Raw genomic sequence first — 21,840 nt, forward strand, 5'->3', positions numbered from 1 at the left:
TCACTCCACATCCCTCCTGCGGAACTTGCTCAAATACAGGCAGTGTTCAAGAATATGCTCCACGGATGCTTTTCCTTCCGCCTTGAGGGAAGGGTGGCTGAAAATGGAACGGCCCGGCTTGGCGTTCGCTTCAAACATCCACACTTTCTCGTCTTGGTCGATCCCCAGGTCAAAGCCGATCTCCCCAAGAAGGTGCTGGTGATGGAACTCAATCGCCTCGGCCAGCGTGATCGCGATTCTTTTGGCGTTTTGCAGCACCTCGTCGGATCTTGACCCAAAGGTCCGGCTCAGCGCCTGTTCAGGTGTGAGGAGGGAGCCGCCGTTCTTCAAGTGGGTGGTTACGCTGCCGCGTCCGGCCTTTTTGGCGCCCACGCCGACAACGACCCACTTGTTGCTGCCGTTTTTATGCATGTGGAAGCGGAAGTCAATGGGACAGTTGTCGATTTCAACCAGCCGGATCCCCTGTTGGATGACATACGTTTCCAGTGTGCGGCCGTGCCTCGATTTCAGCATCCGCATCAAGCTGTTGAAGTTGCTGAAGCGGAGCAGGACGTTGCCTCCTCCCTTGCGGTAGCGGGCAAAATATCCCCTTTTCGGGAGGTAAGTCAAACGGTAGATGCCTTTTCCCAAACTGCCTGCAGATGGCTTGTAGTACAGGAACTGGTGTCTTTCCAGCATATCCTTGATCCGTTCCGGGGAAGGATTGATATGGGATTCGGGCACGTATCGGTTGACCGTGTTGTCATCCTCCAGCAGGCGGTAGATGTCGGACTTGTTGAAGAAGCTCCAGTTAAAGAAAGGGATCCTCTTGCGGGTCAGCCGCTCTCTGAGCTGGTTGATCGAAGAGGAGGTTTCCGCTTTCCGGCTCGGGAGGCGGTTGTAGACGACATCGGGCAGAGGAACGGTTTTGCGGTAAAAGCTCCCGTTGTCGTTCAGGAAATAGCCCCGGACCGTATCCTGCTGCCAATTGATGTCCTTGGGCGTAAAGGCGAAAATATACGATTTTCTTTTCCCTTCGCGGAGCAGCTGTTTGATGAAAGAGGTCCGGGAAGCAAATGGCTGCGATGGCGACGTGCTGGGGCCGTCAGAGAGTACGCCGATCAAAGGACCGAGCTGGACTTCGTCCTCCTGGAGGTTTCTCAGCATCACGCCGCCAGCGCTCGGCACGTGAATGCCGCTCCGGACACCGGAGCTGAGGAAGAGATGTTTTCCAGACTTTTTTATGGGCTTGACGGCTGCGTTAATCATGTCTTTTCCCAGACGGAGCTGAATATTTTTTTTGCCGGACAGATTGAGGCTTTTCATTAGCGAATTCGAAATATAGACGACTTTCTCGGGCTGCTGCGAAAAATGAACATTACAAAATGTCAAACTCATCAATTTACCCTCCTAAGTTGTCGAAGCAATAAATAGCGGGCGTAACGGAGCGGATTTTCCGTAGCGAGAATATCGCTGCCTGGTTCCCCAATGTGCCGGAAGGAGGTGCGCCCCGGTTTGGAATTGACTTCAAGCAGCCAGATTTTCCCTTTCGTATCGATGCCAAAATCGATACCCAGTTCTCCGAGCCGGCCATAACGGCTTTCCAGAATCGGCGGAATCTTCTCCGACAGATTATGAAGACGATCCCTTATGTGTTCTGCCCGGTGAGCCCCAAATTGTTCGGTCAGAAAAGGCAGGACAGACAGAGGCTTTCCTCCGCCGTGAAGGTTTGAGGTAATGCTGTCCGGGTTACCCAGGCGCAGAGCCATGCCGGTACGCATCCACGAACCCGTTTCATTTTTTTGCATCAGCACTCTAACGTCAAAAGGGGCGCCATCCGCGCTGTACAAATGCAGGAAGGGCTGAATCAGGTAAGAGCGGCCCCCGGTAAACTGCCGGATCCATGCCAGACCGGAACGCGTATCGTCGAAGTGCTTAACAAACGGCAGGTTGCTTGCGCTCCTTCCTCTGATCGTGAGGGAACCGTCTGCGGCATGACGTGTGACGTGAAGCGTGTTTTTTCCCTGGGATCCGCTCATCGGTTTCATGAACAGTTCGCCGTTAAATGCCCCCAGGCAGCGCAGCAGCTGGCTGCTTTCCCGGTAGGAAACGGTCGGAGGAAGAAACGAAAGCAGAACGGGCTCCTTCCGGAGCACCTGGTCCACATGCCCTTTCCCCGGAAGTCCGCGGGACCACAGGATCCACTTTTTACCTGCAGGGGCATCCGCAAGAAGCTTCACTGCAGCCCGGTATTCACTGCCTTGGTGCGGAAAACAACGGTCATAGACGATGTCCGGAAAGGGGACCCTGGCTGCGTGCCACGTCCCATTGCTGAAGATATATCCCTGGATGTTCTCCTGCCCCTCGGGCACGCCGTCAGGGCAAAAGACGACGACCTGAATGCCGTATTTCCTCCCGGCCAGAGCCAATCGGCGGGCGAATCCCTCTCCCGAGAAGGGAGGGGAGCCCGGAGCGGAGGAACTTAATATCCCAATGGTTCCGATCGTAGTTTTTTTCATCGCTGCACCTCCTAAAACCCGGACAAAAAGGTGCAGTATTCCAGCAGACGTTTGACGGATGGCCTTATTTTCTGGTCATGGAGCGGCGTATTGTCGTTTTTGGAAGGCTTGGAGTTGACCTCAAGCAGCCAAATTTTACCGGAAGTATCCATGGCCAGGTCGATGCCGAGTTCGCCGAAGTGGGCAGGCAGCAGCGCATCCAAGCCTTTGGCAATGTCCAGCGAAGCCCGCTGCAGCTTGGTGTGTGCGGTGTTTTTGACGTTTGACGGCAGGTCGCAGCGGTTCACGGCTTCCTTCACGGAGCTTAGGGTTCCGCCTCTGGCGAGGTTCGAAACGAAATGATTCCCACCCGCGATCCGGGCCACGACCGAGGTCACGCTCCATTTTCCCAGACCGTTCTTTTGGACGAGCGCACGGAAATCGATGGGCCGTTTGCTGTGGTCGATGAGCGTCAAGCCTTGCTGGATTTGGTAACGGGTGCTTTTCATCTTTCCGGAAATGTTGGTGAACAGTTTGGTAAGATTGGGATAGCTTTGTTTTTTGGGACCGCCAACCGACGTGGCCAAAGTTTGATAGGTGCCGTCAGACTGCTTGGAGATCCGGATGATCCCTTTGCCGAGGCTGCCCCGCACCGGTTTCAGAAAAACGACCGGATATTGGTTGCACATCTTCTTCAGGATGGGATAACCGGTCAACAGATGCGACTCCGGCATCAGCCGGGATAAGGAGGAGTCCTGTTTCAGCGTGTCGAACACTTCATTTTTGTCCAGAAACTTTTCGTTGAATATGTGGCTCCCGTACCGGGATTTTACTTCTTTCATAAAATGCTGTACGCTAGGTTTATTCTCCATTTTGCGTGTCGTCAGGCGGTTAGTGATGACATCTGCGATAGGCATTGTTGTCTGGCGCCATCCGCCGTCATAGATCCAGCCCTGTATACTGCTTGCACTCTCGGTGATGTGATTCGGAGTGAAGAAGTATACGTATGCACCCTGCTTGCGGCAGGCGTTGACGAGTTCCCTGCAGAACATGGAAATGGAACCGAACGGCTTTTCCGGCGTGTCAGGATGATCCCGGCTGATCAGCACGCTGATGAGCGGACCCAGCCTGAGCGTTTTGCTGGATGGGCTGTATGCCGCCCGGAGTACGGGACGGGACGCTAAGCCCATTTTGCGGGCCAGTGGCTCGCTGATGCGAAGGCCGGAATATTTTGCTGCGGAAATAACGGTGATCTCTTGTCTAAAGGAACCAAAGGACAGCTGCAGAGGCCGGTCGGTGGGAATTTTCCACTGTTTGATCAGCCTCTCGCCGAGCATGACGGTGTTTTCTTTCACAATGCCCGGGCTGAACGTTTGGACCGGTAGCTTTTTTTTGGACATCGTGGATCTCCTTCCAACAACAACTTGATGTCTACAGGGCAGATAAGGAGCATCTGCAATATTGCATGTAATGCATCATATGAGGACATATATCCCTTGGTGATTGACCCACTTTTATAAAAACCGGGATTTCAGCCCTTCAATTTATCGGAGATGGTCGGATTTTTAAGCTGTGAGCGATGCAAAACCGCGCGATTGCCGCAGGAATAACCTCCGCGCGGTCGCAATCCGTCTTCAGTGATATCACGTCGATTGGCGTTACTGCCCAAACTTAAGGAGGAAATGACAACCTATGAACATTTATGACAAAGCGCATGACCTGGCAAAAGCCCTAAAAGAAAGCTCGGAGGTTCAGGAAATCAGCTCGGCGATGACCCTGATCGAAGCGGATCCGGAGAGCAAAAAAATGCTTGAGGATTTCCGCCAGCGGCAAATGGAAATTCAGCAGCGGATGATGTCCGGGGATATGCCTTCCCAGGAAGAGATGGAGAAGATGGAGAAGCTCTTCGACGTGCTCAGCCTGAACCTGAACATCCGCCGGTTGTTTGAAGCGGAGCGCCGTCTCAGCACGATCATCGAGGACGTGAACAAAATCATTTCGGACAGCCTTCAGCATCTATATGGGGGACAAAGCCTGTAAGATGAGGTTAGGTTTGCATGCCCGCCAATAGATGGACAAAACTTTTCTCATATTTTCGTGAACCCCTTCATAGAGTAGAAATATAGAGTTACCAAATGAAGGAGCTGCGATGAGATGAAAAAAAGAAGCAAACTGAAACATTCCATTTACCTACTTCTCGCTTTGGCGATGCTGGTGTACGCTCTGCCCCGGATCAATTTCAGCGGCGGATGGACCTGGGCTTCCGGGTTCGGAGCGGCTTGGGCGCTGTTTGCCTTTCTGATAATCGGCTCGCACCTGCACTTCTTACTCGGGGTGGACGAAGAGAAGCAGAGAGCGCTGGAGCGAATCCGCAAGGCCAAGCTGCAGCAGTGGCAGCTGAAGTGGCCGGAGGAAACACAGCAGCGGCAGGAAAATGTATAAATGCGGTAAAAAAAGCTGTCTTACGCAAAGATTTTGCGGTGAGGCGGCTTTTTTTGCGTTTCGTGGGAAAGGGTGAGATTCAGGAAAGTGGGACGGACATAAAACGGATCGAGTACGTAAGGCGTGGAAAATATGTTAAGCGCACCAGCACTCTACGCGGAGCTATCCGCTAAATGCTGCTCAGCGTCCATGTTCGGTTGCTTATTGAGGGTAGAAGAGAAGTGGGTAGGGAGAAACGGAGAGAGTTAGTCGAGTAGGTGCAAAAGTGCATCTAATTTCGCCGTATCGGAGGAATGAGCGCTAGTTAAGCGCAAAAGTGCATCTATTACCGGATAAAATGGCCATTTTGGCGAAAAAGGAGATAAATAAGTGCATTATTGCAGTTATTTTGGTAGAAAGGGTCTATGTGAGAGAAAATAAATGCACTTTTGCATTTATTTTGTAACCTGACTGTCCAGTCATGACAGTGATGGGATGCGCCCCCGCGAGCGATGTGACGTCACCCCATCTGCCGTACCCACTCTGCACTCGCCGTATCCGCCGTACCCGTCCCACATATCGCACATACCTCGCACATCGCTTAATAATAACCGCCATTCCCGTGTGCCCCCTGTTATTTTCCTGCGCCAACCATGATATAATAGTACAGTATGGTACAGATAGAAACGTGGGGGTGTAACAGTTGGAGGGCCGCGATGAAACGATTACCAAACATGAGCAGCTGCTGCAGCATATCGAAGGGCTGAAGATTGGCACCAAGATTTCGGTCCGCAAACTGGCGAAGGAAATGTCCGTCAGCGAGGGGACCGCTTACCGGGCGGTGAAGGACGCCGAAAACCTGGGTATCGTCGTGACCAAGGAAAGGATCGGTACCGTCCGGGTCGAGAAGAAGCCGCGGAATATTTCCGAGCAGCTCACTTTCGCCGACGTGGTCGAGATCGTGGAGGGCCACATGATCGGCGGAGCGGACGGACTCAATAAACATTTGCATAAATACGTCATCGGCGCCATGGAGGTGGATGCCATGGCCCGCTACATCGACGCCGGCAGCCTGCTCATCGTCGGCAACCGGGCCGACGCGCACTCGCTGGCGCTGGAGCAGGGAGCGGGAGTGCTCATCACCGGCGGATTCGGAACGAGCCGGGAGGTCAAGGAGCTGGCCGATGAGCTCGATCTGCCGATCTTTTCGTCGCGCCACGATACGTTTACGGTGGCATCGCTGATCAACCGGGCCATTTTCGACCGGTTGATCAAGAAGAAGATCATGATCGTGGAAGACATCGTCAGCAGCCGGGCGAAAATCCACGCCCTCAAGCTGTCCAGCACGGTGGCGGATTGCAAGGCGCTGGCGGATCAGACCGGGCAGCTGCGCCTGCCGGTTATTGATGAGTGGAACCGGGTGCTCGGCATCGTGAACCGCAGCGATATGAAGGAGCTGCCCGATGGGCAGAGCATCGAGAAGCTGCTGGTACGCAATCCGGTCACGGCCGGACTGCAAACCTCGCTCGCATCCGCGGCCCAGCTCATGATGTGGGAGGGTGTAGACTTCCTGCCGATCGTCGACCGCAACCGCAAGCTGGTGGCGACCGTGTCGCGGAAGGAAGTGCTTCAAGCCATGCGCGACGCCCGCAAGCAGCCGCAGCTTGGCGAGACGTTCGACCATCTGATCTGGAACGGGTTTGCGGATGAACGGGATGAGGAGGGGCGGCTCTTTTTCCATGGCTTTATTACGCCGCAGATGGCGACGGACCTCGGCACGATCTCGGAAGGTATCCTGACCACGGTCATGACGCAGGCGGCGCTGCGGGCGGCGAAGGATACGACGGGGAACGATTTTGTCCTGGATAACATGTCGACGTATTTCGTCCGGCCGGTGCAAATCGAGGATCCGGTAACCGTCATGCCGCGACTGCTGGAAGCCAGCCGGCGGACGTGCAAGATCGAAATCGAAATGTTGCACGGCGACAATCTGGTGGCCAAAGCCGTGTTGACGCTGCATTCCATCGAGCACGGATAGAGGCACGGCAGGCATAGCGGATCGACGATCGCATCAGCCAAGGCACGTATACAGCCAGACACAAATATAACCGGCAGCATCTTTGAACAAAGATACGGCCGGTTATTTGTTGCGTCACTCAAACCTCAGATGTGTGGGAGACCGAAACCAACGTTGACAAGGTCCGAATGTCGCCCAACTTCAAAGCGCGTACGTAAAGCTACTGGCTCCTCAATGCACGCAAAGCTTGTCTTTTCTGCGCACCAAAGGTTTTGAGTTTTCTCGCGCTTCAGGCTCCGAGCTCAAGCTTTCGTATCGGAGGATTTCATGCGGCTGAAATGGCCCCGGTTGCGGATGCCCGCGAAAATATTGAACGCCCCTAGGACGAGGAACAGCCCCTCGATAACGACGGCGACGGTCGATCCATGGAAAATAAACATGCAGATCAGCGCAATCACCACCAGCATAATCCCGAGGCAAATATTCATATTCGAGCCGTACAAGCCCCGGTCACGGACATCGGCGGAACGCCGCGCGCGGTAGCTGTAGTAAGCGGAACATAAACAGGTGATCACCAGCAGCGCAAATAGGCAATAGCGGATGACGGAAATCATCGAATGCTGCAGCTCCTTTACTGTCAATAACTTCAATATCCCTCATTGTATCACGATTTGCCTAGCGAAGCGACACTTTGAGGGTCGATGTCGATCCAGATCTGGAGCATGCCCTCCGCTACCAGCATCGTTTTGATTTCGATGGAATATTCCTTTTCGCGCACCCTGTAAATTTTGTGGCTGAGGAGGTTCCGGGCGATTTTGCTGTCTTCATCGATATCGAAAATGTTCCGGCCCCGCAGCACCTCCAAATCCTCACCGAGCTTTCTGATGACTTCCTTGACGATTACCGGATCGAGAGGCGGGTCCTGCTGTTCCGCACGGATCTTGATTTCCTTGATCACGGTCTGCTGGTTGTTGTACTTTTTCAGCGTTTTGATGTCGTCCTCGTACTGCTGGATCCGAAGCTCCAGGTCCTGATTGGATGCCCAAAGCATGTCGTAGCTGGAGTTGAACACCGTATTGTACACAATGCTTCCGATGATGGCGCCCAGGACAAAGACGGCGGTCATTTGGGAAAAATGGCGGTATCGGCTGAAAGGAGGAATTCGCATCGGCTACTCCTTGCCGCCGCAAACCCATTTAACCAGCTCGCTGCCCATATGGGCGCCGAGAAAGGCGAAGAGGAGAAACAGAACCTGCTTGATGGCCGGGGAAAGATTGCCCCCAAGGAAATTGCTCTCAATGACCCGCATCGGATCAATCGTGCCGCCGATCGCTGCCGCCATCGCCCATATTTTAATCCGATCGGCCACCTCGAGCATGGTGTGCGTCGGAGGCTGCAGCGAAATGACTGCACCGACCCCGCCGACCATCGCGCCCCCCAGCACGATGCCGAAAGCGATAAAGAAATCCAGTATAGCTTTGGATAAAAACACGCTCATGATACCCCAGTCCTTTCACAAGGAGGTCGAAAACGCCTTGTCCAGCGGTTTCCTTACTCCATTCTATGGGCGGTCCCAGGCGGATTATGATAAAATAATAAATAGTGCATTAAACGTTAGAAACCAGTGATGACTGCGGCGAAAAGGAGACGAGACATGAGTTCATTTGTGCATCTTCACGTGCATAGCGAATACAGCCTTCTGGATGGAGCGGCACGGATCTCGGACCTTGTCCGTAGAGCCGCGGAGAACGGAATGAAGGCGCTGGCGCTTACCGACCACGGGGTCATGTACGGCGCGGTGCCATTTTATAAAGCCTGCGTGGAGCAGGACATCAAGCCGATTATCGGCTGTGAGGCATATTTGACGGCAGGCTCCCGCAAAGAGCGCGGCAGCCGCAAGGATCAGCCGATTTATCACTTGATCCTGCTGGCCAAGAATGAGACCGGCTACCGGAATCTGATGAAGCTGTGCTCCATCGGGCATCTCGAAGGTTTTCACTATAAACCGCGCATCGATATGGATGCGCTCGCGAAATATCATGAGGGCATCATCTGCCTGAGCGCCTGCCTTGGCGGGGAAGTGCCCCAGCATCTGCTGCACGGGCGGGCCGAGGAGGCGCGCAGGGCGGCGCTCCGGTACAAGGACATCTTCGGCGAAGATTTTTATCTGGAGCTGCAGGACCACGGGCTTCCCGAGCAGAAGCGGGTTAACCCCCAATTGATTGAGCTGGCCCGGGAGCTGGATGTTCCGCTCGTAGCGACCAACGACGTCCACTATCTTGTCCGTGAGGACGCCTCCATGCAGGACGTGCTGATCTGTATCGGCACGGGTAAAACGATAGAGGACGAGGACCGGCTGCAGATTCAGACCGACCAGCTGTACCTGAAGAGCGGCGAGGAAATGGCCCGCTTGTTCCCGCATGTCCGGGAAGCTCTGGACAATACGCTCCTCATTGCGGACAAATGCAGCCTGGAGCTGGAATTCGGCAGGTCGATTCTGCCGGAATACCGCCCGCTTCCCGAGGGGCAAACGGCTGACGGATACTTGCGGTCCCTGTGCCTGGAAGGACTGGAGAGCCGTTACAGCACGACCGGCCTGTGGGACACCGAGGAAGGGAAAAGGCAGCTGCTTCAGCGCCTCGACTATGAGCTTGGCGTGATCGGAAGCATGGGGTACAGCGATTATTTCCTCATCGTTTGGGATTTCATCGCCTATGCGCACCGGCAGGGAATCGTGACCGGTCCCGGACGGGGCTCGTCAGCGGGCAGTATCGTCGCGTATTTGCTCCGCATCACGAACGTCGATCCGATCAAATACAACCTGCTGTTCGAGCGCTTTCTGAACCCGGAACGGGTAACCATGCCGGATATCGATATCGACTTCAGCGACGAGCGCCGCGACGAAGTGATCGGGTACGTGGTGGATAAATACGGCAGCGAACACGTTGCGCAGATCATCACCTTTGGAACGATGGCCGCCCGCGCGGCGGTACGCGACGTGGGACGCGCCCTGAACGTACCGTACGGCGAGGTGGACAAGGCGGCCAAGCTCATTCCGAACGCGCACGGCATCAACATCCGCCGGGCGATGGAAATCAGCGACGAGCTGAAGAAACTGTACGAGCAGAGCCCAAAAACCCGCGAGATGCTCGATATGGCCATGAAGGTCGAAGGCATGCCGCGGCACGCGTCGACCCACGCCGCAGGCGTGGTCATATCGCGCGACCCGCTGACCGATGCGGTTCCGCTGCAGGAAGGCAGCGAGCGAACGGCGCTGACCCAATATCCGATGGAGCAGTTGGAGAGCATCGGCCTGCTCAAAATGGACTTTCTCGGTCTGCGCACCCTGTCGATCATCGAGCGGTGCATGCGCTGGATCGGAGAAATGACCGGAAGTACGCCGGATTTCGCGCAGGTTCCGGACGATGACCCGCTCACCTATGAGATGCTGGGGAGCGGGGACACGACCGGCGTGTTCCAGTTGGAGTCCGCCGGCATGCGGCGGGTGCTGAAGGAGCTGAAGCCAAGCGTATTTGAGGACGTCATCTCGGTCGTGGCGCTGTACCGCCCGGGTCCGATGGAATTTATCCCGAATTTCATCCAGGCGAAGCACGGCACCATCCAGGTCGACTACCCGCATGACGATTTGAAGCCGGTTCTGGCCGATACCTACGGCATCATCGTCTACCAGGAGCAGATCATGAAAATCGCTTCCCTGATGGCGGGCTTCTCGCTCGGAGAAGCCGACCTGCTGCGGCGCGCCGTGTCCAAGAAGAAGCGGGAAGTGCTCGACCGCGAGCGCAGCCACTTCGTGGAGGGGAGTCTTAAGCAGGGGTACACCGAAGAGGACGCGAACAAGGTATACGACATGATCGTGCGTTTTGCCGATTACGGATACCCGAGAGCCCACGCGGCGGCGTACGGCGTTCTGGCTTTCCAGACCGCTTATCTCAAGGCGCACTTTCCGGTGCAGTTCATGGCCTCGATGCTGACGGCCGTCATGGGCAGCCACCGGAAGGTTGCGGAATACGTGGTGGAATGCCGCCGGATGAACATCAAGGTGCTGCCGCCCGATGTCAACGAGAGCGGCGTGCTGTTTACGCCGGTGGCGGTAAACGGCGAGGACGGACAGCCGGCCGAAGGGCCGGGGCATATCCGTTTCGGGCTGGGGGCAATCAAAAACGTGGGCACCCAGGCCGTGGAAAATATGATGCGCGTCCGGGAAGAGAAGCCGTTCGAAAGCCTGCTCGACTTCTGCCGCCGGATCGACCTGCGCGTCTGCAACAAACGGGTGATCGAGTCGCTGATCCAGGCGGGTGCCTTCGATTCTCTGCCGGGCCACCGCGCGCAGCTGCTCGCCATGCTGGACGAGACCGTCGACGCCGCCGTCAAATGGCGCAAGGAGCGCGAGGATCTGCAGATTCAGCTGTTTGATTTTGTCGAAACGACGAATTGGGAGATCGAGTATCCCGACATTCCGCCGTTTTCCGTTTCCCAACAGCTGGAGCACGAGCGTGAGCTGCTCGGACTGTATTTGTCCGGCCATCCCCTGGACGACTTCGATGAGGCATGGGACGAACCGGGCGTGGAACGGTTGATGAACCTGGCCGAGGCGGCGGATGAGGCGAAGGTGGTCGTCGCCGGCATGGTCGTGTCGGTGAAGTCGATCACGACCAAGCAGGGCAAAGCGATGGCCTTCATGGAGCTGGAAGACCAGATCGAACGCTGCGAAGTGGTGCTGTTCCCTGAAGTTTGGAAGCGCAGCACGGCCTATGTCGGCAAAGGCGAGCTGCTGGCGCTGCGCGCCAAGGTGCAGCAGCAGGACGAGGGCTTCAAGCTCCTCGCCGAGGAAGTGCTGCCGCTGGCCGGGGCCCCGCTTGCCCAGATGGTCAAGCGGAACCAGGCGCCAGCCGGCGGCAGATCCTTCGCCGCGGGGCCGGGGCCTTCGCGGCGGCAGGCCGCGCCTGCGGGCCGGCCCTCTCCGGCAGCCGCCGGCGGTGCTGACGCGCCGGACGCCGGCCCGGCGCGCAAGGAGCAGGGCGGCGGTTCAGCCGCCCCTGCGAAAGAACCGGTGCGCCGCCCCAAAACGGCGGAGCAGCGCGTTTTCGTCAAGATTACGCCGGAAGCGGAAAACCCGGACCTGCTCGCCAAGCTGAAGCAGCTGCTTCAGGAGCATCCGGGGCCGGTCGCCACGGTGCTCTTTTACGAGCAGAGCCAGAAACTGCTTGCTCTCAGCGACAACTATCGGATCAAGCCGTCGCCCGGATTTTTTGATATGATCGAGGACATGCTCGGCAAAGGGACGGTCCGGATCAAATAAAAGGGCGGACGGCATACCCGGGCCGCAACAATCTCGTGACCTTCGGGGCTTCTGCGGAAATGACATAGATTTTACGAACGTTTCCCGCGCCTCCCGCATACACTTAGGAACACCTAGGGACAACATTATCATGTGCCGCCCGGCTGCCTTGGGCAGATAGCCATTCCGGCAGGGCCCGGGGGCGGGCGTGCCGTGCGGGAGGAATAAACATGTCATATGATGCAGCGATTGCCATGCTGAACCGCAGGGGAGTCAAAGTCGGGGATATCGCCGATATCGTGTATAAACTGCAGATCCCGTACCATCCGGACCTGGAGATAGACGAATGTGTGGAGAGCGTGAACGCCGTGCTGGGCAAAAGGGAAGTGCAGTACACGCTGCTGACCGGCATGGCGCTAGACGAGCTGGCGGAGAAAAAGCTTCTTCCTGAACCTCTGCAGGCGATCATGGAGGCGGACGAACCACTGTACGGAGTGGACGAGACGTTGGCGCTCGGCATTACGAGCGTGTACGGCATGATCGGTTTGACAAGTTTTGGATTTTTGGATAAAGAAAAAATAGGCATTATCGATACCTTGAACAATAAAAAAGATGAGATCCACGTTTTTCTCGATGATCTGGTCGCTGGCCTCGCTGCCGCGGCATCCGCGAGGATCGCCCACCGGTACAAAGGCGCCAAGCAGTATCCGTCCGCTTCCGGAAATTCCGGGTTGTAACGCCCGAAGCCCTTGGACGAACCCTCTGATCGGCCCGACCGCGCCTCATCACTTTGTTGCGGGAAAAATCGGAGTTATGTTATCATTACTCTATTATACGTGCTCAGAACATGAGATTAGGGGGTTCTGCAAGGAATGTGGACGGTCATCTATATCGCACCTACCGCCAAGGTAGCGGAAATGATCACGACCAAATTAACGGAAGAAGGATTTTTGGTTAAAAGCCGTCCGATCAATTTATCCAAGCAGCAGTTCGAGATTTTGGTTCCCTCTGGCGAGCTGGAGGAAGTCCAGGAAGTGCTTAATTCCATTTTGCATCCTTAATTTTAAGGAAACAAAGTGACGTTTATAGAGGCAGAGTGAAGAGCGGCTGGGCAAATTAACGGCTGAGAGGTGTAGTTGTGTTTAAAGACTTGTTCCAGAAAAAAAGAAAGTACGCGACCATTCCTTCAGAGCGTGTAGGAAAAGGCAGCGAACCGGGTGAAGAAAGACCGCGTCGGGAAATTCCCGAAGGCCTGATGAATAAATGTCCGAAATGCGGCAGCATTCAATACAGCAAAGAGCTGGAGAAAAATCTGAAGGTTTGCCCGAACTGTGGACATCATATGCGTCTGAATGCGTTGGAACGGATCCAAATGACGCTGGACGATGCAGGTTTCGAAGAATTTGACAGCGGGATGGTTTCGGTCGATCCGCTCCAATTTCCGGGATATGCCAACAAGCTGGAGCAGCAGGCGCTCAAGTCGGGTCTGCGCGAAGCGGTCATTACCGGACAAGGCACCATCGAAGGACTCCCGGTTGTCGTCGCTGTCATGAGCTTTGATTTCTTTACGGGAAGCATGGGTTCGGTTGTCGGGGAGAAAATTACCCGGGCGATCGAAATTGCGACCGAGAGAGATCTCCCGCTCATTATTTTCTCGACCTCCGGCGGAGCGCGCATGCAAGAAAGTATTCTGAGTTTGATGCAAATGGCGAAAACAAGCGCTGCTTTGTCTCGTTTTAACGAAAAAGGCGGCCTTTATATTTCGGTTATTACCGACCCGACGACAGGCGGGGTATCGGCAAGCTTTGCCACGCTCGGCGATATTAACATTGCGGAGCCTGGTGCCGTGTTCGGCTTTGCCGGACGGATCGTCATTGAGCAGACCATCCGCCAGAAGCTCCCGGATGACTTTCAGACCGCGGAGTTCAATTTGGCGCACGGACAGCTGGATTTGGTCATCCACCGGAAAGAGCTCCGCCAAATGCTGTACAAGCTGATTGAGATGCATACCGTGAAAGGGGGATATTAAGTGGCAGGAGAATTGCCTTTTGAAAAGCCCCTTGTGGAAATGCGGCAGAAGATCAATGAGCTGAAGCAGTTCGGCGCGGACAAGGGTATTGATTTTAGCGACGAGATTGCGAGATTGGAAGAAAGATACGCCCAGTTGGAAGAAGAGGTGTATACGAATATTACGGCCGCCCAGAAAATGCATTTGGCCAGACATCATCAGCGTCCCACTTCGCTCGATTTGATCCAGCTGATTTTCAGCGATTTTATCGAGCTGCACGGGGACCGTCTCTTTGGTGATGACCTTGCGGTCATTGGCGGGCTGGCCAAGCTGAACGGGACTCCGGTCACCGTCATCGGCCAACAGCGCGGGAAAGATACGAAGGACAACATTGCCCGTTTCTTCGGCAGTGCGCATCCGGAAGGCTTCCGCAAGGCGCTGCGGCTGATGCATCAAGCGGACAAATTTAAACGCCCGATTATCACGTTTATTGATACAAAAGGTGCTTATCCGGGTAATACAGCAGAAGAGAGGGGACAATCCGAGGCAATCGCCCGCAATTTACGGGAGATGGCCGCGCTGGGTGTTCCTGTTATTTGTGTGGTCATCGGCGAAGGGGGAAGCGGCGGTGCTCTTGCGATGGCCGTCGGCAACCGTGTGCTGATGCTGGAGCATGCGATCTATTCGGCGATTTCGCCGAACGGAGCGGCTTCGATCCTCTGGAAAGACGCGTCCAAGGCGGATCAGGCGGCCGAAGCTATGAAGATTACGGGCAAAGACCTGCTTGAATTCGAAGTGATTGAAGAGATCGTGCCGGAACCGAGAGGCGGAGCGCACCGGGACTACGAGGCAACGGCCGCTGCCATTAAGGACAGCCTGACACGCCACCTGAGCGAGCTGTCGGGACTCGACAGTGCCGCCTTGAAGGAAGACCGATACCAGAAGTTCCGCAAGATCGGCAAGTTTGCCTATGAACAATCTTCGCATGTCGGTGTGATAGATTAATTCAATCTGGGCAATGATGTATTATGACAAACTTTCAAACTTCCTATACAAAACTCTCGTTTTGTAGTAAATTTAATCTTTGGATAAAGATATGTAGGGTAGAGAGACTTTAAAGAATAAAACGGAGGAAACCCAAATGCGTAAAACAAAAATCGTATGTACCATCGGTCCTTCCAGTGAATCGTTGGAAAACACCAAAAAATTGATTATGGCCGGCATGAACGTTGCCCGTTTGAACTTCTCGCACGGCGATTTCGAGGAACATGGCCGCCGGATCAACAACATCCGCGAAGCCTGCCGCGAGCTTAACAAAACCGTTGCCATCCTGCTTGACACCAAAGGACCGGAAATCCGCACAGGCAAACTTGCCGTGGAGCCGATCGAGCTGGTGCAGGATGAGTACATCACGCTGACGACGGAAGAGATTCTGGGCGACAAAGACCGGATTTCGATTACGTACAGAGATCTTCCAAGTGATGTGCAGCCGGGTTCGACGATCCTGATCGACGACGGATTGATCGGTTTGACGGTTGTGGAAGTCGAGGGCACTGAAATTAAATGCCGTATTGTCAATGGCGGTACGATCAAGAGCAAAAAAGGCGTGAACGTACCGGGTGTGGCGATTTCTCTGCCGGGAATTACAGAGAAAGACGCGAACGATATCGTATTCGGGATCGAGCAAGGCATCGATTTTATCGCAGCTTCCTTCGTACGCAAAGCAAGTGACGTTCAAGAAATCCGCGAGCTGCTCGCCAAGCACAACGCGGAGCATATCCAGATCATTTCCAAGATCGAGAACCAGCAGGGCGTGGACAACCTCGATGAAATTTTGGAAGCATCCGACGGCCTGATGGTTGCCCGCGGCGACCTCGGCGTGGAAATTCCGGCTGAAGAAGTGCCACTGGTGCAAAAGCGCATGATCGAAAAATGTAATGTTGCCGGCAAACCGGTCATAACCGCGACGCAAATGCTGGATTCCATGCAGCGCAACCCGCGTCCGACACGCGCGGAAGCGAGTGACGTAGCGAACGCGATCTTCGACGGCACCGATGCAATCATGCTGTCCGGGGAAACGGCTGCCGGTAAATATCCGGTGGAATCCGTCCTCACGATGTCCCGCATTGCCGAGAAAGCCGAATCCGCGCTGAACTATCGTGAAATCTTCCTGAAGCAGCGGATTGCCCAGGAAACGACGATCACGGAAGCGATCAGCCAATCGGTGGCGATTTCCGCCCTGGACCTGAACGCCAAGGCGATCATCTCTTCGACGGAATCCGGCCATACGGCACGCATGGTATCCAAATACCGTCCGGAAGCTCCGATCATCGCAGTGACTACGCAGGAGCGCACGCTGCGCCGTCTGGCATTGACTTGGGGCGTTACGCCGGTCCCAGGCAAGACCGCTACATCGACGGATGAAATGTTCGAGAACTCCCTGAAGGGCGGCCTGGAATCCGGTCTCGTAAAACCAGGTGATCTGGTTGTTATTACTGCAGGGGTTCCGCTGGGTCAATCCGGTTCGACGAACCTGGTGAAAGTCAGCCAAATTCCAAACGAATAAGAGCGATGCGGCGCAGACTGCCGCGAGCTTACAGATAGAATCGTTTCATAGATTAGCCTGTCAGGATTCATTCCTGGCAGGCTTTTTCGCATAGAATGAGCCTATCATTTCCAGATTTTCGCCATGGGATCTGATACACGCCGAAGGAATGCCGTGCTTAGGTTTTAGCGTGTCTCCCCAAGGCTGACCCGGCAGATTTCAGTAGCCGGCATCCCTTGTGTTATACTAAAAGTCAGAACACTAATTACAGCAAGAAAGGGAACAGTGAAGGATGGGAAAAGATAACGGCATTCAGCTCAGCCGCTGGTATTCGACGTCACTCCGGGTACGCTATCAGGAAAGCGACAAAATGGCTGTCGTCTACCATGCGAATTATTTAAACTGGTTTGAAATCGGCCGGACCGAAATGATCCGCGAGTTGGGCATTTCTTACCGCAGCATGGAGGATGAGGGATTGTTTCTGCCCGTCACGGAGCTCGACATAAAGTTTGTACAGCCGGCGCGCTATGATGATATGATTACAATATTTACGAGGATGACGCGGTTCACCAAACTGCGGATTGACTATACCTATGAAATTCGAAGACTTTCCGCACAGGAGCGGGAGACGTTTACCGGCAGCGGGTATAAGATCGGCGATGAACTGCCTGGGGAATTGCTTGTCACGGGTTCGACGCAGCATGTGTGGCTGAACCGGGACTGGCAGCCTGTAAGGCTCGACAAGCACTCGCCTGCGCTGTATACGGCGCTGTCCAAGTCGATTACAGGAGGAGAAGCATGACCGCGTTCAGAAAATGGCTGCTGGCCCTGATCATTATCGTTCCGGTGGTCGAAATATTCGGCTTCGAATGGGTGGCGAACCGGGTGGGAGCAGCCAATACGCTGCTGCTGACCGTCGTCACATCCGGCATTGGCATGTTGATGATGCGCTTTGAGGGCCGCAAGGTCCTGGAGGATTCGCGGGCTAAAATGAATTCGGGGCAGGTTCCCGGCCGGAGCATGGTAGATGGCTTATGCGTGTTTATCGGAGGGGTGCTGCTCGTCCTCCCAGGCTTTGTGACGGACCTGATCGGGTTTACGATGGTGTTTCCGCTGACCCGACCCTTGTACCGTTATGTTATTTTGAAGTGGATCGAGCGGAAAATGAAAGACGGAAACATTAAGATTTACCGCCGTTAGGGGAAGGGCGGGTATGCCCGATAAAAAATTGTTTATTTGGCTGATAAAACAATTTGATGTTCTCTGTCCCCGTGTAATTGTTCACTTATACGTCAAAATACTTTATGATAATATATGGTTCCATTACTTGGCGAATGGTGTCAGGTAGAGTAGCGGACAACGGTTTTACGGGATCCGGCAAGGAGAGGACAGCCCGCCCCGTCCCGCGTTAACGGCATTATGGCACGGCCAGTCTGCTGTAGATTTACGTCGATGGACGTTTTTCTTTTCAGTAAAATGTAAATGTTTTCACGGTTCATGCATGTTGTTAAAATTCCGTTATACGAAGGAGAGATGTACGATGACAGCTACCAAAGGTCTGGAAGGAATTGTTGCTGCAGCTTCTTCCATCAGTTCGATTGTCGACGGTGTGCTCACATACCGTGGTTATAACATTGATGACCTGGCAGTGAACGCGAGCTTCGAAGAAGTGGCTTACTTGCTCTGGTTCGGAAAACTGCCGAATCAGGACGAATTGAGTCGCCTTCAGCAGGACTTGGGCGACTATGCCGCAATTCCGGATGCTTTGATTGAACAAATGAAATTGTACCCTAAAGATATGAACACGATGGCAGCTCTCCGTTCCGCCGTATCGGCCCTGGCGCTGTACGATGCGGAAGCTGACGATATGAGCCGTGAAGCTAACGAACGTAAGGCGATCCGCCTGCAGGCGCAGCTCCCTACGATTATCGCAGCCATGGCCCGCCTCCGCGAAGGCCAAGAGCCTGTTGCACCGAAAGCAGGCTTGTCGGTTGCCGAAAACTTCCTGTACATGCTCAGAGGCGAAACGCCGGAGGAGACTTCGGTGAAGGCTCTCGACCGGGCGCTCGTGCTTCATGCCGACCATGAGCTGAACGCTTCGACTTTTGCAGCGCGCGTAACCGTGGCGACGCTTTCGGACATCTATTCCGGCGTAACGTCGGCGATCGGCGCACTGAAAGGGCCACTGCACGGCGGTGCCAACGAAGCGGTGATGAAGATGCTGAACGAAATCGGAAGCATCGACAAAGTTGAGCCTTACATTCAAGGGAAGCTCGACAACAAGGACAAAATTATGGGCTTTGGCCACCGCGTTTACAAAAACGGGGATCCACGCGCCAAGCATTTGCAGACGATGTCCCGCGAGCTGGGTGAAATGAAAGGGGATACAAGCTTGTACGAAATGTCCGTCAAGGTTGAGGACATCGTGACAGGCCAGAAGGGACTGAAGCCCAATGTGGACTTCTACTCCGCTTCCGTATATACTCAGCTTGGCATCGAGCAGGAGCTCTTCACGCCGATCTTTGCGATCAGCCGTGTGTCGGGATGGACGGCGCACATTCTGGAACAATATGAGAACAACCGCATTATCCGTCCGCGTGCCGAATATGTCGGCCAAACGGATCAAAAATATGTTCCGATTGAGCAGCGTTCTTAAGGTATAATAGGAAAAGGGGGAACACCGTGTGCGATCAACCCGGACACGGGCGGTTCCCTCTGGCTTTGTGCTTGTCCCGGCAGGATTACCCGGCCCCCAAGAAAACTATAAGGAGGAATTATTCATGAAACTCGAGAAATTTGCACTCCCTACCGAAGGTGAAAAGATTGAAATAACGAACGGCAAGCTGCAGGTTCCAAGCAATCCGGTCATTCCGTTCATCGAAGGCGACGGAACGGGCCGCGACATTTGGAGAGCCTCCAAACGCGTTTTGGATGCAGCAGTTGAGAAAGCTTACAACGGTGAGAAAAAAATCGCCTGGTACGAAGTATTTGCCGGCGAAAAAGCCTACAATACATACGGGGAGTGGCTGCCGAACGATACGCTCGAAGCCATCCGCGAGTACATTGTAGCAATCAAAGGACCTTTGACTACGCCGATCGGAGGCGGTATCCGCTCCCTGAACGTGGCCCTGCGCCAAGAGCTGGATCTGTACGTCTGCCTGCGTCCTGTGCGCTACTTCGACGGCGTGCCTTCTCCGGTAAAGCATCCTGAGCTGGTCGACATGGTTATCTTCCGCGAAAATACGGAAGACATCTATGCGGGTATCGAGTACAAGGAAGGCAGCGAGGAAGTGAAGAAGGTCATCAAATTCCTCCAGGAAGAAATGGGCGTAAACAAAATTCGTTTCCCTGAAACTTCCGGTATCGGAATCAAGCCGGTATCTTCCGAAGGCTCCAAGCGTCTCGTTCGCGCTGCAGTAGAATACGCCATCAAGCATGGCCGCAAGAGCGTTACCCTCGTTCACAAAGGCAACATCATGAAATTTACGGAAGGTGCCTTCAAGAACTGGGGCTACGAAGTGGCTGAACAGGAGTTTGGCGATAAAGTGTTCACTTGGGCACAATATGACGTCATCAAGGAAAAAGACGGCGTAGACGCTGCGAATGCCGCTCAAAAAGCCGCTGAAGCTGAAGGCAAAATCATCATCAAGGATGCGATTGCCGACATCGCCCTCCAGCAGGTACTGACTCGTCCAACCGACTTCGACGTGATCGCTACCCTGAACCTGAACGGCGACTATCTGTCCGACGCCCTCGCTGCCCAAATCGGCGGTATCGGTATCGCTCCGGGAGCGAACATCAACTACGTGACGGGACATGCGATCTTTGAAGCGACGCACGGAACGGCTCCAAAATATGCGGACAAAGACGTCGTGAACCCAGGTTCGGTCATTCTGTCCGGCGTTATGCTGCTTGAGCACCTGGGATGGCAGGAAGCGGCTGATCTGATCTACAAAGGCATGGAAACGTCCATTAACAATAAGACGGTAACTTACGATTTCGCCCGTCTGATGGAAGGCGCGACGGAAGTCAAATGCTCTGAGTTTGCTGACCAAGTTATCAAAAACATGTAGGGGAGAGATCCGATCATGGCCTTGACTCGTAAAAAGATTACCGTGGTGGGTGCCGGTTTTACCGGCGCCACGACGGCGCTGATGCTCGCGCAAAAGGAACTTGGCAACGTGGTGCTGCTGGATATTCCTCAACTGGAGAACCCAACCAAGGGCAAGGCGCTGGACATGCTGGAAGCGAGTCCTGTTCAAGGCTTTGACAGTCAGATCATCGGTACTTCGAATTACGATGATGCGGCTGGCTCCGACATCGTGATCATTACGGCCGGCGTTGCCCGCAAACCGGGCATGAGCCGTGACGACCTCGTGAACACCAATGCAGGCATCGTCAAATCGGTCTGCGAAAACGTAAAACGCGTAGCGCCGGAATCCACCGTCATTATCCTCAGCAATCCGGTGGACGCCATGACGTATGCCGCGTACAAGACGCTCGGTTTCCCTAAGAGCCGCGTGATCGGCCAATCCGGCGTTCTTGACACGGCCCGTTACTGCACGTTTATCGCGCAGGAGTTGGGCGTCTCCGTCGAGGATGTGCGCGGTTTCGTTCTTGGCGGCCATGGCGACGACATGGTGCCTCTCGTCCGTTACTCCAGCGTTGGCGGTATTCCGATCGAGACGCTGATTTCGCCGGAGCGCATTCAGGAGATTGTGCAGCGCACCCGCGTTGGCGGCGGCGAAATCGTCAACCTGCTCGGCAACGGCAGTGCTTATTACGCACCGGCGGCATCGCTGGTGCAAATGGCCGAAGCCATCATCAAGGACAAAAAACGGATTATTCCGGTCATTGCGCGCCTTGACGGCGAATACGGCTACCATGACATTTTCCTTGGCGTACCGGCGATTGTCGGCGGCAGCGGCATCGAGAAAGTTTTCGAGCTGGAGCTGACCACCGAAGAGAAGGCGGCGCTGGACAAATCAGCCGATTCCGTCCGCAATGTCATTGCTGTAGTGAATGTATAAGTGGGACCATTCGTGTCCAAACTTTGAACAAGAAAACCTCTAA

The 21,840-nt window shown here is 54.6% G+C and carries 20 protein-coding genes; 14 read left to right on the forward strand and 6 right to left on the reverse strand.

Going from position 1 to position 21,840, the window contains the following annotated elements:
- From CJP46_RS11310 to CJP46_RS11320, 3 genes are read right to left on the reverse strand one after another with little or no spacing between them, the layout of a single operon-like run.
- Nucleotides 1-1,377: a YheC/YheD family endospore coat-associated protein gene (locus CJP46_RS11310; RefSeq protein WP_094595693.1), complete on the reverse strand. Its 1,377-nt coding sequence runs from the start codon at nucleotides 1,375-1,377 to the stop codon at nucleotides 1-3.
- The gene (locus tag CJP46_RS11315) at nucleotides 1,377-2,498 is read right to left on the reverse strand and encodes a YheC/YheD family endospore coat-associated protein (RefSeq protein ID WP_094595694.1); all 1,122 of its coding nucleotides are present in this window, start codon (nucleotides 2,496-2,498) and stop codon (nucleotides 1,377-1,379) included. Before CJP46_RS11315 ends, CJP46_RS11310 begins: the two co-directional genes overlap by 1 nt.
- An 11-nt stretch (nucleotides 2,499-2,509) precedes the next feature.
- Entirely contained in the window at nucleotides 2,510-3,877 is a 1,368-nt protein-coding gene (locus CJP46_RS11320; protein WP_094595695.1) for a YheC/YheD family endospore coat-associated protein, read from the reverse strand.
- A 292-nt stretch (nucleotides 3,878-4,169) separates the two neighbouring features.
- Between CJP46_RS11320 and CJP46_RS11325 the strand changes: the two genes are divergently transcribed.
- The 3 genes from CJP46_RS11325 to CJP46_RS11335 all read left to right on the forward strand — a co-directional run bounded on the left by CJP46_RS11325 (nucleotide 4,170) and on the right by CJP46_RS11335 (nucleotide 6,936).
- Nucleotides 4,170-4,517 (forward strand): YlbF/YmcA family competence regulator, encoded by a 348-nt coding sequence (locus CJP46_RS11325; RefSeq protein WP_094595696.1) that lies wholly within the window; start codon nucleotides 4,170-4,172, stop codon nucleotides 4,515-4,517.
- A 114-nt stretch (nucleotides 4,518-4,631) separates the two neighbouring features.
- Nucleotides 4,632-4,919 (forward strand): hypothetical protein, encoded by a 288-nt coding sequence (locus tag CJP46_RS11330; RefSeq protein WP_094595697.1) that lies wholly within the window; start codon nucleotides 4,632-4,634, stop codon nucleotides 4,917-4,919.
- Nucleotides 4,920-5,601: 682 nt separating this feature from the next.
- A complete protein-coding gene (locus CJP46_RS11335) occupies nucleotides 5,602-6,936 on the forward strand; it encodes a DRTGG domain-containing protein (RefSeq protein WP_094595698.1) in 1,335 nt (444 codons plus the stop codon).
- Nucleotides 6,937-7,217: 281 nt separating this feature from the next.
- Here CJP46_RS11335 and CJP46_RS11340 read toward each other — a convergent pair whose 3' ends face one another.
- The 3 genes from CJP46_RS11340 to CJP46_RS11350 are packed head-to-tail and all read right to left on the reverse strand — an operon-like array spanning nucleotide 7,218 to nucleotide 8,413.
- A complete protein-coding gene (locus CJP46_RS11340) occupies nucleotides 7,218-7,565 on the reverse strand; it encodes a YtpI family protein (protein ID WP_306431040.1) in 348 nt (115 codons plus the stop codon).
- Nucleotides 7,566-7,579: 14 nt separating this feature from the next.
- Entirely contained in the window at nucleotides 7,580-8,083 is a 504-nt protein-coding gene (locus tag CJP46_RS11345) for a sporulation membrane protein YtrI (RefSeq protein ID WP_094595700.1), read from the reverse strand.
- Between the two features lie 3 nt (nucleotides 8,084-8,086).
- Entirely contained in the window at nucleotides 8,087-8,413 is a 327-nt protein-coding gene (locus CJP46_RS11350; protein ID WP_094595701.1) for a YtrH family sporulation protein, read from the reverse strand.
- A 156-nt stretch (nucleotides 8,414-8,569) separates the two neighbouring features.
- Between CJP46_RS11350 and CJP46_RS11355 the strand changes: the two genes are divergently transcribed.
- The 11 genes from CJP46_RS11355 (at nucleotide 8,570) to mdh (ending at nucleotide 21,797) form a co-directional block, all read left to right on the forward strand.
- Nucleotides 8,570-12,235, forward strand: a complete 3,666-nt coding sequence (locus CJP46_RS11355; RefSeq protein ID WP_094595702.1) for a DNA polymerase III subunit alpha — start codon at nucleotides 8,570-8,572, stop codon at nucleotides 12,233-12,235.
- Between the two features lie 209 nt (nucleotides 12,236-12,444).
- Complete coding sequence (locus CJP46_RS11360; RefSeq protein ID WP_094595703.1) at nucleotides 12,445-12,951, forward strand: phosphatidylglycerophosphatase A family protein; 507 nt, start codon at nucleotides 12,445-12,447, stop codon at nucleotides 12,949-12,951.
- Between the two features lie 135 nt (nucleotides 12,952-13,086).
- The gene (locus tag CJP46_RS11365) at nucleotides 13,087-13,275 is read left to right on the forward strand and encodes a glutamate decarboxylase (protein ID WP_076170471.1); all 189 of its coding nucleotides are present in this window, start codon (nucleotides 13,087-13,089) and stop codon (nucleotides 13,273-13,275) included.
- Nucleotides 13,276-13,352: 77 nt separating this feature from the next.
- Nucleotides 13,353-14,243 (forward strand): acetyl-CoA carboxylase, carboxyltransferase subunit beta, encoded by an 891-nt coding sequence (accD, locus tag CJP46_RS11370; RefSeq protein WP_094595704.1) that lies wholly within the window; start codon nucleotides 13,353-13,355, stop codon nucleotides 14,241-14,243.
- Nucleotides 14,244-15,227 carry an acetyl-CoA carboxylase carboxyltransferase subunit alpha gene (locus CJP46_RS11375; protein ID WP_094595705.1) on the forward strand — a complete coding sequence of 328 codons (984 nt, stop codon included), beginning with the start codon at nucleotides 14,244-14,246 and terminating at the stop codon, nucleotides 15,225-15,227.
- Nucleotides 15,228-15,363: 136 nt separating this feature from the next.
- Nucleotides 15,364-16,788 carry a pyruvate kinase gene (gene pyk, locus CJP46_RS11380; protein ID WP_094595706.1) on the forward strand — a complete coding sequence of 475 codons (1,425 nt, stop codon included), beginning with the start codon at nucleotides 15,364-15,366 and terminating at the stop codon, nucleotides 16,786-16,788.
- 271 nt (nucleotides 16,789-17,059) lie between these two features.
- On the forward strand, nucleotides 17,060-17,569 hold the full coding sequence (locus CJP46_RS11385; RefSeq protein ID WP_094595707.1) for an acyl-CoA thioesterase: 510 nt from the start codon (nucleotides 17,060-17,062) through the stop codon (nucleotides 17,567-17,569).
- Entirely contained in the window at nucleotides 17,566-17,967 is a 402-nt protein-coding gene (locus CJP46_RS11390) for an FxsA family protein (protein WP_094595708.1), read from the forward strand. Before CJP46_RS11385 ends, CJP46_RS11390 begins: the two co-directional genes overlap by 4 nt.
- 340 nt (nucleotides 17,968-18,307) lie before the next feature.
- Nucleotides 18,308-19,423, forward strand: coding sequence for a citrate synthase (gene citZ / locus CJP46_RS11395; RefSeq protein ID WP_094595709.1), 1,116 nt, complete (start codon nucleotides 18,308-18,310; stop codon nucleotides 19,421-19,423).
- A gap of 124 nt (nucleotides 19,424-19,547) precedes the next feature.
- Complete coding sequence (gene icd, locus CJP46_RS11400) at nucleotides 19,548-20,840, forward strand: NADP-dependent isocitrate dehydrogenase (protein ID WP_094595710.1); 1,293 nt, start codon at nucleotides 19,548-19,550, stop codon at nucleotides 20,838-20,840.
- 15 nt (nucleotides 20,841-20,855) lie between these two features.
- Nucleotides 20,856-21,797 carry a malate dehydrogenase gene (gene mdh, locus CJP46_RS11405; RefSeq protein ID WP_094595711.1) on the forward strand — a complete coding sequence of 314 codons (942 nt, stop codon included), beginning with the start codon at nucleotides 20,856-20,858 and terminating at the stop codon, nucleotides 21,795-21,797.
- Nucleotides 21,798-21,840: the final 43 nt, after the last annotated feature.

This window comes from Paenibacillus sp. XY044 (genome assembly GCF_002257645.1).
GTDB lineage: Bacteria > Bacillota > Bacilli > Paenibacillales > Paenibacillaceae > Paenibacillus_AQ.

Excerpts from the sequence above, each read along its gene's own strand:
- CJP46_RS11310 (WP_094595693.1), bottom strand. The coding sequence starts at position 1,377 with ATGAGTTTGACATTTTGTAATGTTCATTTTTCGCAGCAGCCCGAGAAA.
- CJP46_RS11315 (WP_094595694.1), bottom strand. The coding sequence starts at position 2,498 with ATGAAAAAAACTACGATCGGAACCATTGGGATATTAAGTTCCTCCGCT.
- CJP46_RS11320 (WP_094595695.1), bottom strand. The coding sequence starts at position 3,877 with ATGTCCAAAAAAAAGCTACCGGTCCAAACGTTCAGCCCGGGCATTGTG.
- CJP46_RS11325 (WP_094595696.1), top strand. The coding sequence starts at position 4,170 with ATGAACATTTATGACAAAGCGCATGACCTGGCAAAAGCCCTAAAAGAA.
- CJP46_RS11330 (WP_094595697.1), top strand. The coding sequence starts at position 4,632 with ATGAAAAAAAGAAGCAAACTGAAACATTCCATTTACCTACTTCTCGCT.
- CJP46_RS11345 (WP_094595700.1), bottom strand. The coding sequence starts at position 8,083 with ATGCGAATTCCTCCTTTCAGCCGATACCGCCATTTTTCCCAAATGACC.
- CJP46_RS11350 (WP_094595701.1), bottom strand. The coding sequence starts at position 8,413 with ATGAGCGTGTTTTTATCCAAAGCTATACTGGATTTCTTTATCGCTTTC.
- CJP46_RS11355 (WP_094595702.1), top strand. The coding sequence starts at position 8,570 with ATGAGTTCATTTGTGCATCTTCACGTGCATAGCGAATACAGCCTTCTG.
- CJP46_RS11360 (WP_094595703.1), top strand. The coding sequence starts at position 12,445 with ATGTCATATGATGCAGCGATTGCCATGCTGAACCGCAGGGGAGTCAAA.
- CJP46_RS11365 (WP_076170471.1), top strand. The coding sequence starts at position 13,087 with ATGTGGACGGTCATCTATATCGCACCTACCGCCAAGGTAGCGGAAATG.
- pyk (WP_094595706.1), top strand. The coding sequence starts at position 15,364 with ATGCGTAAAACAAAAATCGTATGTACCATCGGTCCTTCCAGTGAATCG.
- CJP46_RS11385 (WP_094595707.1), top strand. The coding sequence starts at position 17,060 with ATGGGAAAAGATAACGGCATTCAGCTCAGCCGCTGGTATTCGACGTCA.
- CJP46_RS11390 (WP_094595708.1), top strand. The coding sequence starts at position 17,566 with ATGACCGCGTTCAGAAAATGGCTGCTGGCCCTGATCATTATCGTTCCG.
- citZ (WP_094595709.1), top strand. The coding sequence starts at position 18,308 with ATGACAGCTACCAAAGGTCTGGAAGGAATTGTTGCTGCAGCTTCTTCC.
- icd (WP_094595710.1), top strand. The coding sequence starts at position 19,548 with ATGAAACTCGAGAAATTTGCACTCCCTACCGAAGGTGAAAAGATTGAA.
- mdh (WP_094595711.1), top strand. The coding sequence starts at position 20,856 with ATGGCCTTGACTCGTAAAAAGATTACCGTGGTGGGTGCCGGTTTTACC.